Here is a 13,565-nt window from a genome sequence, read left to right on the forward strand (position 1 = left end):
ATGTTAAACACATAAAAGGACCCCACTTTTCAGTGAGGTCCTTTTGATTACTCTATAAATGGAGATGGCGGGACTCGAACCCGCGTCCAAGCATATCGGCACTTAAATTTCTACGCCCATAGTCATTCTATTTAAAATTCATTGTCAACTACGCCGAATGGCATGGCCAGCATTGACAACTAACCTGATTGATCTCTTCCAGCAACTTCAGGTGGGAGCCTTTGGCGTAAGTCCACTTAATTTAAGACCCGTGACCAACACATGGACGATGCTAGGCGGATCTACGCTAAACTGTTATTAAGCAGCTAAAGCGTAAGAATTGTTATTATTTTTTGCAGTTATATTTAACTGAGCGTCTTTACGTCGCGCAACTACGAGGCGCAATCCAAGCTCGACCTATACCTGTCGAATCCAAAACATCCCCATGGCATGATTTTAACATAAATCAAGTTGCCATGGAAGCTTTTTAGCCTCCATCAGTTAAAAACCCCATCCTAGTAAACGACTACTGCCTCAGCTTGAGATAAGTTGTCATAGACACTCTTCATTTGGGAAACGGGTGTATTCACACAACCACCCGATCCATCATTCAGATAAGCATTACTTGCCCAGTTTGTGCGCCAGCTTGCATCATGAAACCCACAACCGCTGTTTGTGAACTGTGCCCAATAATTTACCTTGACTGAATAATTCTCACTTCCGGATTCACTTCCCTTTAAAACAGAAGGAGATTCTTTGTACATCACATACCATAATCCCTTAGGGGTGTCTTCATTTGTACTGCTTTTTCCAGTAACAACGTTCGTTGAAACAACTTCTTTACCATCTTTATAGATCCACAAATGTTGATCTGAAATCGAAACTTCTGCATAAGTGTTTCCTATACCATCATTAGTCGTATTGTCATATCCTGTGCCATATGTTAAGTAACCTGTTCCATAGATATCTGACTTTGCATCAAGTTGTGATGTTCCTTCATTTTTCTTGAAAGAATTAATAATCCGTCCGACAGCATCACTACTCTTTATTGCCCAACCATAAGTTCCTCCACTGGCAACTGTTACAGTTTTTCCAGCATGTGTTTTAAAACTAATTGACTTACCTAAAGTAGCTTGATTTTTGTTTATTTCATCAATCTTCTTACTAATTCCTGCTTGATTGATTTGATAGTTACTATTCTGATAGGTAACTTCATTTAGCACTTGCTTTGCTTCAAGATCATACTTAGTGTTCTGAACAGTATATTCAACTTTCCTAGCAGCCAGTTTTTCAAGCATCTTTTTCTCATGTTTAACAGTTTTACTTGTTTCACTCAGTGGTTGAACTATTTTGTTTTTTAAATAAACATTTTGTTCATATTTCTGCTTGTCAAATGTCTTTAAAATCAGTGCTACATTGTATTGATCTCCCTTTTGGGCTTTATCGATCCCAACTTTCCCATATCTGAGAACAGCCTTTGCATCAACCGCTTTTTTTCTTTTCTGATTTTCACTTTTCAGTTTTGCTGCAACTGCATTGCGAATCTCTATTTGACGATAGTTCCCCATCTTACTTGGTATAGCTCTATAACTATACTTTTTCTTAGATGGCAAAAAGCTCCATTGCTTTTTCAACAATTTCTGAATTTTTCTCTGATCTTGACTTGAAAATCCTGAAACAGTTTTTTTACCACGATAAAAAAGTTTGTTGTTTAAATAAACATTGTTACTAACAGTTTTAGTCTTTAATTTTTTCGTCGCTTGTGCCTTATTTAAGCCTCCAACATTGATACCATTTATTTCAACGTTTTGGTTGAAATGTGTCATTCGATAATATGTGTAACTACTTCCCAAAATAATACATAAAATACCTATTACTCCTGCAACTAACATCTTTTTGCGTTTAATTTTAATCACCTCATCAAAAGTCGAACCTTCGAACATAGGTCTTAGCATATCACATTTCGAAATAAAGTTTAATTGTTCTAAACTAAAAAGGCCTAATATGTTTATGAAATTAAAATAATTTTAATAAACAAAATTATATTTCACTCCATAAAATAAGCCTACTCACAAAAAAATTCAAGGTCTGAAAGCAGCCCTTGAATTAAAAATGTTAAATTTTTATGTCTATTCAATTATCGCTAATACAACAAAGTTCAAAACAAACAATATTGTACAAACAATCATCATAGGATGAATTTCTTTAAATTTATTTTTTGCAATTTTGACAGCAATGTAAAATATAAACCCAGCTGCAATCCCATAAGAGATACTATAACATATTGCCATGAAGACCGAAGCAAAAAAAGCAGGTATTGCATCTTCCAAATTATTCCAATTTATGTTCTTAAACGATGCCATCATCATAATACCGACCACAATCAAAGCAGGTGCAGTGGCTGAATCTGGAATAATTGCAATAAATGGAGCTAATAAGCTGCTAAGCAAAAACATAATTGCTGCAACCAAGCTAGTTAATCCCGTACGTCCGCCTACTCCAATTCCCGAAGCACTCTCAACAAACGTAGTTACATTAGATGCACCAAAAATAGCAGATATTACTGAACCGATCGCATCAGAAAACAACGAGCGATCCATTTTAGACTTAAAGCCGTGTCCATTAAAAAACTCGGCCTCATCTTTTGCTGAAAAAATACCAGTTCTTTTACCGGTTCCGATAAAGGTTCCGATTGTATCAAAAATATCAGTCAAACTGAAAGCAAAAATAGTCATTATTGCGAGCAAAATTCGCCCTGGGTCAGTAAAAAGTGACCCCATTCCCTTGGACCCAAAAGCAGCCCCTACCGTTGTTCCCAATTGTTGAAAGGATTCGCCTAAGGAATTTCCACCTGCCAATTCAGTATGTGTAACGCCCATTGGTATACCAATGATAGTTGTCAAAATAATCCCGATCAAAATTGCACCACGGACATTTTTAACCACTAAAAATATCATAATGATTAAACCTATCAGTGCCAATAAAGGAGCCGCTTGATTAAAGTTTATCAGAGCAGGAGTTACACTGCTATTCGAAACGATCGACGAAACACCATCTTTAAAATGTGTCGTTCCTGCATTATAAGATGAGCCATTGATAGAAAGTATTCCACCCTTATCAGTAATGAATTTAAGAAAACCAGCATTCTTAACACCTATGTATGCAACAAAAATTCCTATTCCTCCACCAATAGCATGTTGAAGTACGTCGGGAATTGATTTGATTATCAAACGTCTTATTTTGGTTACAGTAACAATGACATTGATTATCCCACATAAAAAAACAAGTGCTAATGCCTGCTGCCATGAAAAACCTAGTTGTAGAACAACAGTATATGTGAAGAAAGTCGCTAATCCTAGCCCAGGTGCTTGAACATAAGGAACGTTTGCAAATAAGGCCATGATGAGTGTACTAACAGCTGAAGAAATAATAGTTGCTAAGAAAATTGCTTGCGTTGGCATTCCTGTCAACCCTAATATGTTTGGTGCTACAAATAATATGTACGACATCGCGAAAAAGGTCGTTAACCCCGCTAAAATCTCCGTCGTAACATTAGTATTGTTCTCCTCAAGCTTGAAGAACTTCTTCATAATCAACAAACTCCCCTTCTTTTTTAAACATTTCAATTATAGCAAAAATAATTCGTCTTTCAATCAATTTCCCTTATAAATGATGAACTTTTAATTTGTTTTCAAATAAAAAAGCGAATTATTTGCATCTAATTAAAAATAAACGTTTAAATTGGAAGAACTGAAGTTATCATTATTTTTAATGAATATACTTCTATAACCGTACCTTGTTCTTAATGGACACCGCCCTTGTAATCTTCAGATTGTTAATCTTTACCATCGACTAGGATTCCACAATCTGCCATCCAGCTCATTTTGTGCTTGTTCAATCCGTTTGTGCTGCTGAAGTGCACTCAAAGACATACTTCTAAAAAAGGCACGTTTTTCATAATCTGTACTGCTGACTGACAACTCTTCCAACCGGTTTACTAGCCAGTCGTTATTGCTCTCCATGCTGGTCATCCTCCTGTCGTAGCAAACTTACCTCTCTTGTTAATTCCTGTAGTTGTTCATGCCGCTCTTTATATCCTTCAAGTATTAATTCTAATTTTTTTTTGTCTTCTACGTCAATTTCTTTCATCATTTCTTTTAGCTTATTCTCAAACCAGCTTTGGCTCTGATCAAAATTAAAATCAATCGGTAGCTCAAGAAACTGTTGATATTTAGTCAACAGTTCTTGATGCTTTCTATCATTTTGATACACAAATTGTTCAATAATGAAGAGTGGCATTAGTCGCATTTGTAAGCGCTTGGCGAAAGCCTGAAAAGGGCTTAGTAAGCTCGATAAAGCTATGCCTTCACGTCCGCCGAGTCGATATTCTTTTAAAGGCTGACCTAACGAAACCGCTAAGCCTAATTCTTTATTTTGCAGCCATGCCACATCTGCTATATCAAAAATCTCATCCATCCATTGTTTTAAAATGGCAGGTGCGCTATACCAATATAATGGAAACTGAAAAATTATTCTTTTCTTATCCTTTAAAAACTTCTTTTCAGCTACTGCATCAAAATGTCCACTGGAATTTACCTTTAATTCATGCCAGTCAATTCTTCTTAGAGAAGTTGTGGCTTCTTTCAAAAAACGCTGTGTACCTGAATCTTCAAGTTGAGGATGTGCAACAATGACTGCTGTTCTCATTAGCCTATTCCTCCTGCTTAATCCATTCTATCCATAGTTTGGTTTAAAAGTTGATCTACAAAAACATTTCCTTCATTTTTTTGGTGACCTTTTGTCCACTGAAAAGCTAAATGAGGAAAATGCGGAAGAATAGTCACCAGTTCCATCCACAGTTCCTTGTTTGCCACATCCGCTCCATTAGAGGTTTTCCAACCTCGTTTTTTCCAAGAATATATCCATTTCTTTTGAATTGCATCTAGTACATACTTTGAATCTAAAGTTGCCAAGATTGAACCACTCTGAAGGTCATGCTCTAACAAGTAAGCTAACGCACGTAAAAGAGCCATCACTTCCATCCTATTGTTTGTAGCACCAAATTCACCGCCAGACCGGTAAATCTTTTCTTCATTCATTTTTATCAGGAATGCCCACGCAGCCTTATCATCTTTTTTGACGTGTTGTCCTAACTTATTTCCATGATTCCGCGATCCTCCATCTGTCCATAATAAAACATCTGCTGTGGCAGTATGAATTTTACTTTCCCTTTTGTGATCAGAGTCAGTTGCCGCGTAACTTTCAGCAGTTGTAGTCACTTCAATCCAGTTTTCAGCCGTTACTTTATCCTGAAAACCTTTGTACCTTGCACCTCTAAAACCATTGATTTGTTTTAAACACTCGGACCACTCAGTATATATTCCCTTTTTTCTTCCACGAGCAACAGCATAAAATCTATAAGCGATAACTTATCCCTCCAATCAATACAATTATTTTGCCTGCTAGCTTAATACATAAGTATTTTAAAAAGCTAACGGCAGTAATGAAACCTTACTTGATAAGCTTCTCTTTTCAAATTAAGATATCGCGCAACATCATTTTTCAATCTAAATATAAAAGTAAATTGAAAAAAACATCGCAACAGATCCAAGAATAACGAACAGATGCCAGTAAACATGTGCATACTTAACTCCCTTTATACTATAGACCAATGCACCCAAAGTAAACATTATTCCACCAATTAATAAAAGTATAAATCCGCCCCAGCCTAGGGAAGCAAGTAAATTCTTTATTCCTAACAGGCATAACCAGCCCATCACTACATATATGATCGTTTCAACCTTTTGCTGTCTTCCCTTTGAGAGAATGTGGTATACAATGCCAGCAATTGTCAAGAACCAGATCAAACTCAAGAGCATGATACCCTTAACCCCTCCTATTGCAAGTAAACAATATGGTGTATATGTTCCAGCAATCAACATAAAAATACTACAGTGGTCTAACACTCTAAAAACTTTCTGAGCTTTTGTAAAATACAAGCAGTGAAAAAACATTGATGCTGCGTACAAAATCATTAATGACACTCCATAAACAATAAAAGCTACTAAATTTAATGTTTCCATCCCATTAGCGGCTTTTACAATTAGTAAAATGAGCGCAACAATGCTCAATATCAACCCTATTCCATGAGTTATCCCACTCCATATTTCATTAATTAGGCGTTCTTTTTTATCTAATATCAATCTTACTCAGCCCCTTTTTTGACTTTCTACATTCATTTTAATACATTATAGCCTTTTAATCAACATTATATAGTCTATAAGTCTAGGTTGAGTAAAAATCAGTATAAGGTAACGGTTCTTTAATACTTTTATGCTAGATATGTGTGGTATAATAAGCAGAGACTAGAATCTATCAAATAAAGATATTATTTAAGTGAGGGTATAAAAATGAACGATGATCAATTTAAGATATGGATGGAAAAATTCAGTCAAATTAGACTTCCATTATGGGATGAGTTCCCTGATCTGGAGCTTTATATGGATCAACTGGTTAACTTAGGAAATCGTTACCTTTCACATCTGCTCGAAAATGAGATAACACCATCCATGATTAATAGCTATGTTAAAAAAGGGCTTATGCAGCGTCCAACTAAAAAGAAGTATACTACTACGAATTTAGCTGAATTAGTCGTTATAAGTTTATTAAAATCAATTTATCCGCTAGAAACAATTAGAGATGGAATCAAACAATCATTAAAAAATAAAACTATTGAGGAATCCTACAGCTATTTTGCAAATCTCTTTAATTTGACTTTGGAAAAAAGCAATTTAGAAGATTCAATACTTAATTTCAACTATGAAGAAGAGCTTATTCTTTTAACTCTGCAATTTTCTGTCCATTCCGTAATATACAAGATCATCGGTCAGAAATTAATTGAACTGCAGCATACACAAAAAAATTCAGATTAGCGAAAGATCTTTTAACAGCAAGTTAGCAAAATACGAGTTAAAACAAAATTATTCGCTACGCCATAAAAGCAATAATTTTTCAATTCCAAATGTTTTGAACACCGAAAAACATAGACTTCTTCTCCAAATTTTGTAGCCTAAGTATATCTCACCTAGGCTTTTTTTGACGTATGCACAATAAGTAAGTGTATCAGATATTCCTTAATTATCGGCCCCAGGTCACAAGTTGGACAATTACTGACCAAAACAATATAACAAGACGAATTTTGTCTGAATATTCTTTTTCAGATATTGTAGAACCAATTAATGACTCTCCTTTTTTAGAATACAAAAGAGCCTGAAGACTTTTCAGTCTCCAGACTCAGATAAAACAAGAGCTATTATTTAACTGAAGGTGTACCGAACCAATCGATACGTTCCTTAACGATATCTGTAATAGCTTGTGCACCAGGAGCAAGCAATTTACGAGGATCGTAACCCTTGCCTTCAAGGTCTTTACCAGCTTCAATGTATTTGCGAGTTGCATCAGCAAATGCTAATTGACATTCTGTATTAACATTAACTTTTGAAACTCCCAATGAAATAGCTTTTTGAATTTGTTCCTTAGGAATACCTGAGCCACCATGTAATACAAGTGGTGTTGAGATTTCAGCTGCAAGTTCCTTCAGACGATCGAAGTGAAGTCCCTTCCAGTTTGCTGGGTACTTACCATGAATATTACCAATACCACATGCTAAGTAGTCAACGCCTGTTGCAGCAATCTTTTTAGCTTCTTCAACATCAGCTAATTCACCTTCACCGATGATACCGTCTTCTTCACCACCGATTGAGCCAACTTCAGCTTCAACTGAAATGTTCTTTGCATGAGCTAATGCAACAATTTCTTTTGTTTTTTCTAAGTTTTCTTCAAATGGTAAATCATGGCCATCAAACATAACAGATGTATAGCCAACTTCGATACATTCCTTAGCAGCTTCGTAGTTACCATGATCAAGATGCATGATAACTGGAACTGTGATTCCCATTGATTTAACCGTTTGTTGAACCAAGTTAAGGCATAATTCATAACCACCCATATACTTACCAGCACCCATTGAAGTTTGAACTAAAATTGGTGTGTTTGTTTCTTGAGCAGCAGCAAGAATAGAACGAGTCCATTCCAAGTTGTTAATATTGAATGCCCCAACTGCATAATGACCTTTGCGAGCAGCAGCAAAGATTTCGTTACCGTTTACGATTGACATAAAACAGCCTCCTAAAATATATTACTCATTTGAGTACGTCTATATTCTAACACAGTTTGCAAACAAATCGCATTAATATTTGCAAGTTTTTTCACTAAAGTAAATTCCGTAAAGAATGATATGTGTACTTGAGACTAAGGACTCAATTCGACTCATTTTCTCTCTATGAGATACTTTCTAATTACCGGCATTTCTTTTTTGATTGATTTTCACCGGGTCAACAAGTGGACAGCCAACATCATCGCAGTTATGACATCCCTTTGCACCTCTATGCTTGATAAACCTTGTATAAACCACATAGCCAAAGCCTCCGAAAATAGCAATACCTAAAATAATCGTAGCCAACATTATATTTTACCTCCTACAGCCATTTTTTCTACACTATAAAGTTTTTCATTCTCATCTTTTTTAATAAAAAGTGCATAAATAATTATAATAATCACAAACAGACTAAGTGACACACTTTCAACAGTAATGCGTAACTGTATGATTTGAGACATTTGATAAATAAACATTGAGATCAAATATGCTAAACCAGTCTGATATCCTAGCGCATATAAAGTCCACTTTATATCTCCATATTCTTTATGCATCGTTCCAATAGCGGCAAAACAAGGCGCACACAACAGATTAAACGCTAAAAATGCATAAGCTCCCATAGAGCTGTAAGTACTTTGCAGAGCATTGGTGAAACTTGCAACACTCCCGCCACCAAAAGCTATGCGAAGTGTACCAACACAATTCTCTTTAGCTATCAATCCAGCAATCACAGCTACTGTTGCGTGCCAATCACCAAAGCCTAACGGTGCAAAAATAGGGGCAATAAATTCACCCATGTAACGCAACATACTATGATTCTGGCTCGTCATTTGAAATTTAAAATTAAAATTAACTAAAAACCAGATCAATACACAAGATGCAAATATAATCGTACCTGCTTTTTGAATAAAACCTTTTGCACGGCTTTCCACCTGACGCAAAACGTTATCAGGTTTGGGAAGGTGATACGCCGGAAGTTCCATAACAAATGGCAAAGGAGGACCTGAGAATAATTTGGTCTTCTTCAAAAAAATTCCCGAAATGACAACTGCCAACATACCCAGAAAATATGCTGAAGGGGCTACCCAACTCTGTCCTGAAAAAAAAGTTCCAGCAATCATTGCGATAACAACCAATTTAGCGGAACAAGGCATAAATGTTGTTAACATAATGGTCATTCGTCGATCTTTATCATTTTCAATTGTCCTCGTCGACATTATTCCTGGAACACCACAACCTGTGGAAATCAACATAGGTATAAACGACTTGCCTGAAAGATTGAAGCGATGGAAAATACGATCCATTACAAAAGCAATTCTAGCCATATAACCGCAATCCTCTAAGATACCCAAACACAAAAAGAGCATCATTATCTGTGGAACAAATCCCAGAACTGAACCAATACCTCCGATAATTCCCTCGACAACCAATCCGTTCATCCAAGGAGCAACATTCCAACTTTTCAAAAGATTATCTGCGAAGTTAGGTATCCATTCCCCAAACAGGACATCATTTACCCAATCGCTTCCCATAGTTCCGATAGTTTGAATAGATAAGTAATATACTACCCACATAACGCCCATAAAAATTGGGAAAGCCAACCAGCGATTCGTCACAATCTCATCTACTCTATCACTCATGCTCATCGTGAAATTTTTTTCATCAATAACACACATGTTAATAATGCGTGCGATATACTCGTATCTTGCATTGACAACAATACTATCGCTGTTATCTTCGAAAAGTTTTTCTGCTGTTTCAATAACATGCTCAATATCTTCTTTTCGAGTGGCATCAAGTTTAATTTCGTTCCAAACTCGCTCATCCCGTTCAAAAAATTTGATAGCATACCAGCGAACGCTTTCCGATGGCACAAGTCCTTGGATATCTGCACAAATCATTTCTAATGCAGCTTCAAGACGTTCATCATACTCAGGAATAGGATACCTTTCTTTCTTGTTTAACGATCGTTCAATTTCACTTTCAAGCTTATCAATATTCGTTCTTTTTAGTGCACTGACTCCCACAACTGGAACAGATAACATGTACGAAAGCTTTTTTACATTTACCTTGCGGCCATGTTTTTTTAGAACATCAATCATGTTCAAAGCCAACACTAATGGAACTCCTGTCTCCATCAATTGTAGCGTCAAATAGAGATTTCGCTCAATATTAGTCGCATCTACAGTATCAACTACCAGACTTGGAACATCATCTAATAAATATTTTCGTGTAACAACTTCTTCAGCTGTATATGGAGAAAGAGAGTAGATTCCAGGAAGATCCTGCACTATAACTGACTTGTCGTTTTTCAGTTTACCTTCTTTACGCTCAACTGTTACTCCTGGCCAGTTGCCGACATACTGATTTGAGCCAGTCAGCCGATTAAAGAGTGTTGTTTTACCGCTATTAGGGTTCCCAGCAAGTGCAATTACGGTCATTCTGCTACCTCCATCTCGCTGACCAATACAAAATCAGCTTCATTTTTCCTGATGCTCAATTTATAGTTACGCACGATCAACTCAATTGGATCTCCCAAAGGAGCTATTTGGTGAATTTTTACAACTGTATTTTTAGTAAGACCCATATCCATTAATCTTTTTCGCAGTGCTTTATTACCAATAATTTTATTTACAATTCCAGCGTTTCCCACTTTAACTTGCGATAATGAAATTAATTTTTCACCATCTTCTTCACTAACCCCTTTTACCATGATGCTTTGAGCCATTGAATAACTTACAGCCAATCTTTGACCGCGCAAATAAATTACCATACCACTTTCATTTTTTGAAACAGTTATAACCGTCAAAGTACTATTGGGGGCGACTCCCATTTCTGCTAGTCTTTTTGCGAATCTACGTTCACCTAAAACATTAACAATCACATATTGACCTTTACTATCTATTTTAGCCAGAGATTCCATTATTGTATCACTTCCATATAGTTGAGAATCACTCTCATTTATCTAAAAATATCACATAATTTTAATAAATTCAATACAAAAAATGCGCTAAAGCTAAGAGCCTCGCGCACAATCTTTTCTATTTGATTTTTAATTTTTATAAAAATATAATTAAAGTGCTGTAATGTTAGTGTTTTCACATCTAAACTTCGTTAGCCTAACTCCGTAATCCTCCCAGTATTTGTGTAGACGATCCATTCAGCAACATTGGTCACATAGTCACCAATTCGTTCTATGTGGCTAGCAACTACAATATACTCTGTCCCCGAACTAATGAACTCTGAATCATTTTGCATTGAACTAAATGCTTCTTTTCTGATTTTCTTTAAATATTCATCAGTTTTTCGATCAGACAAAGCAATCTTTCGTGCCAAGTGCTCATCGTTTTCCACATATGCTTGAATTATTTGTTCAAGCATCTCATGTGCATGATGGCTCATATCACTAATTACTTCTTCAATCAGGGGATTTTTCTTTTCTCTTTTAATTCTTAACCCCGCACGTGCAATACTGACAGCATGATCACCAATTCTTTCTAGATCTGAACTGGCTTTTAAAATGGTTATCAAAATTCTCAAATCACTAGCAACTGGTTGCTGGAGTGCTATAACTTGTGCAGCTTTTCGTTCCAAATATATTTCTTGTTCATTGATATTCTGATCATTATCAATAACTTTGTGAATAAGTTCTTTGTCATTACTTTCAAAAGCATCTATCGCATTTTGAATCGCAGATGCTGCATCAGATCCCATATTAGCAAAGTCCTTGTGTAGGTTTTCTAATTGTCTTTCTAGAATTTTACGCATCAAATCACTCCTCTATTATCCAAACCGGCCGCTTATATAATCGTCTGTCTCTTGATGTTGTGGGTTTAAAAACACACTCTTAGTCTTCCCAGCTTCAATTAATTCGCCATTTAAAAAAAAGGCAGTTCTATCTGAAATACGTGATGCTTGCTGTAAATTATGCGTCACAATTATGATTGTATATCTGTCACGAATTGTCAGCAGCATATCCTCTATTAGACCACTGGAGACTGGATCAAGTGCGCTAGTGGGTTCATCCAATAAAATTACATCTGGTTGAACCGCAAGTACTCGAGCAATACATACACGCTGCTGCTGTCCGCCAGAAAGCGACAAAGCGCTTTTATGAAGATCGTCCTTAACCTCGTCCCACACTGCAGCCTGTTTTAAACTGCGCTCAACTCTTTCATCCAAAACTTGCTTATCTTTAATACCTGCAATTCGTAATCCATATGTCACATTTTCATAAATTGAAAAGGGAAATGGATTAGGTTGTTGAAAAACCATCCCCACTTTTTTACGCAAGTCAACAGTATCCGTTTTAGGGCTATAAATGTCTACCCCATTAATTTTGACACTCCCTGTCATCGTTGCCTGCGGAATCAAATCATTCATTCGATTTAATATGCGCAGATACGTTGACTTACCGCATCCAGAAGGACCGATCAATGCATTAATCCCCTTTGCTGGAAACGAAAGATTAATTCCCTTTAAAGCTTCTTTTTCCCCATAATAGAGATGTACATCGTTCGTTGTGATAAACTCATCCATAGTTTGTTCCTCCTAGCCAAAGTTCCCAGAAATATAATCATTCGTTGCTTTGATCTGTGGTGTTGTAAAAACGTTCTTTGTTTTCCCATATTCTAAAATATGACCCATGTGAAAGAAAGCAGTGTAATCACTTATACGTGAAGCCTGCTGCATGTTATGAGTAACAATTATAATCGTATAGCGTTTCTTTAACTCTACTAAAGTCTCCTCGATTTTGCTTGTTGAGATCGGGTCCAATGCACTAGCCGGTTCATCTAAAAGAAGAATGTCTGGTTTCATAGCAATTGTTCGCGCTATGCATAAGCGTTGCTGCTGTCCGCCAGAGAGCGACCAAGCACTCTTATCTAGGTCATCCTTAACTTCATCCCATAATGCAGCATCTTTAAGACTAACTTCCACAATCTCGTCCAACTTTTTTTTGTCTTTTAATCCTTGCTCCTTGAGTGCAAATGTTATATTAGCTCTTATGGATTTCGAAAAGGGATTAGGTCGTTGAAATACCATTCCAATATGTTTACGCATTTCATAAACATTGATCTTGGAAGAATTAACATCTAATCCACGATACAAAATCTTTCCCTCAACCTTAGCTACATTATCATTCATTCTATTCAAAGAACGCAAATAAGTTGACTTCCCCGAACCTGATGCACCTATTAAAGAAGTTATCCTATAACGTTCAAACTCAAGATCTCCATCAACTAATGCGTGTTTATTCCCATAGTAAACTTGCAATCCTTGCGTTGTTATTGCAAGTTGATGCCTTGAAGTGTCAAATTGCAGTATATTTTTCTCACTGAAATTGTATTTTTCTATACTCATTAATTAGCCT

At 36.2% G+C, this 13,565-nt stretch carries 14 protein-coding genes, 1 other RNA gene and 1 pseudogene; 1 reads left to right on the plus strand and 15 read right to left on the minus strand.

The genetic code is table 11. The features are described 5' to 3' along the window. Positions 1-56: 56 nt before the first annotated feature. From ssrA to trhA, 8 genes and pseudogenes are all read right to left on the minus strand, one after another. Positions 57-424: a transfer-messenger RNA gene (gene ssrA / locus FC19_RS11360) on the minus strand. A gap of 70 nt (positions 425-494) precedes the next feature. Next, the gene (locus FC19_RS08185) at positions 495-1,895 is read right to left on the minus strand and encodes a L,D-transpeptidase (RefSeq protein WP_235809351.1); all 1,401 of its coding nucleotides are present in this window, start codon (positions 1,893-1,895) and stop codon (positions 495-497) included. Between the two features lie 213 nt (positions 1,896-2,108). Then, positions 2,109-3,569, minus strand: a complete 1,461-nt coding sequence (locus FC19_RS08190) for an NCS2 family permease (RefSeq protein ID WP_057876493.1) — start codon at positions 3,567-3,569, stop codon at positions 2,109-2,111. 252 nt (positions 3,570-3,821) lie between these two features. Beyond that, positions 3,822-4,001, minus strand: coding sequence for a hypothetical protein (locus FC19_RS08195; RefSeq protein WP_057876494.1), 180 nt, complete (start codon positions 3,999-4,001; stop codon positions 3,822-3,824). After that, a complete protein-coding gene (locus FC19_RS08200) occupies positions 3,988-4,686 on the minus strand; it encodes an NAD(P)H-dependent oxidoreductase (RefSeq protein ID WP_057876495.1) in 699 nt (232 codons plus the stop codon). The genes FC19_RS08195 and FC19_RS08200 overlap by 14 nt, the downstream gene beginning before the upstream one ends. 17 nt (positions 4,687-4,703) lie before the next feature. Next, a complete protein-coding gene (locus tag FC19_RS08205) occupies positions 4,704-5,258 on the minus strand; it encodes a ribonuclease H family protein (protein WP_235809352.1) in 555 nt (184 codons plus the stop codon). A gap of 18 nt (positions 5,259-5,276) precedes the next feature. After that, positions 5,277-5,405: pseudogene (locus FC19_RS11910) on the minus strand (ribonuclease H1 domain-containing protein); the annotation flags it as partial. A gap of 141 nt (positions 5,406-5,546) precedes the next feature. Then, positions 5,547-6,179 (minus strand): PAQR family membrane homeostasis protein TrhA, encoded by a 633-nt coding sequence (gene trhA, locus FC19_RS08210; protein WP_057876521.1) that lies wholly within the window; start codon positions 6,177-6,179, stop codon positions 5,547-5,549. Positions 6,180-6,389: 210 nt separating this feature from the next. On the opposite strand from trhA, the gene FC19_RS08215 reads away from it, so the two are divergent. Then, on the plus strand, positions 6,390-6,911 hold the full coding sequence (locus tag FC19_RS08215) for a DUF1836 domain-containing protein (protein WP_057876497.1): 522 nt from the start codon (positions 6,390-6,392) through the stop codon (positions 6,909-6,911). Positions 6,912-7,291: 380 nt separating this feature from the next. Here the strand turns inward: FC19_RS08215 and FC19_RS08220 are convergent, their stop codons facing one another. From FC19_RS08220 to pstB (FC19_RS08245), 7 genes are all read right to left on the minus strand, one after another. Then, positions 7,292-8,155, minus strand: coding sequence for a class II fructose-bisphosphate aldolase (locus FC19_RS08220; protein ID WP_057876498.1), 864 nt, complete (start codon positions 8,153-8,155; stop codon positions 7,292-7,294). A gap of 177 nt (positions 8,156-8,332) precedes the next feature. After that, complete coding sequence (locus FC19_RS11510) at positions 8,333-8,503, minus strand: FeoB-associated Cys-rich membrane protein (protein WP_157061295.1); 171 nt, start codon at positions 8,501-8,503, stop codon at positions 8,333-8,335. Further along, on the minus strand, positions 8,503-10,635 hold the full coding sequence (gene feoB, locus FC19_RS08225; RefSeq protein ID WP_057876499.1) for a ferrous iron transport protein B: 2,133 nt from the start codon (positions 10,633-10,635) through the stop codon (positions 8,503-8,505). Before feoB ends, FC19_RS11510 begins: the two co-directional genes overlap by 1 nt. After that, positions 10,632-11,117, minus strand: coding sequence for a FeoA family protein (locus tag FC19_RS08230; protein WP_057876500.1), 486 nt, complete (start codon positions 11,115-11,117; stop codon positions 10,632-10,634). Before FC19_RS08230 ends, feoB begins: the two co-directional genes overlap by 4 nt. 191 nt (positions 11,118-11,308) lie before the next feature. Further along, complete coding sequence (phoU, locus tag FC19_RS08235; protein ID WP_057876501.1) at positions 11,309-11,962, minus strand: phosphate signaling complex protein PhoU; 654 nt, start codon at positions 11,960-11,962, stop codon at positions 11,309-11,311. 15 nt (positions 11,963-11,977) lie between these two features. Then, entirely contained in the window at positions 11,978-12,733 is a 756-nt protein-coding gene (gene pstB, locus FC19_RS08240) for a phosphate ABC transporter ATP-binding protein PstB (protein ID WP_057876502.1), read from the minus strand. A 12-nt stretch (positions 12,734-12,745) separates the two neighbouring features. Further along, entirely contained in the window at positions 12,746-13,555 is an 810-nt protein-coding gene (gene pstB, locus FC19_RS08245; RefSeq protein WP_057876503.1) for a phosphate ABC transporter ATP-binding protein PstB, read from the minus strand. Positions 13,556-13,565: the final 10 nt, after the last annotated feature.

Source organism: Liquorilactobacillus aquaticus DSM 21051, from assembly GCF_001436755.1.
In the GTDB taxonomy this organism is placed as follows: domain Bacteria; phylum Bacillota; class Bacilli; order Lactobacillales; family Lactobacillaceae; genus Liquorilactobacillus; species Liquorilactobacillus aquaticus.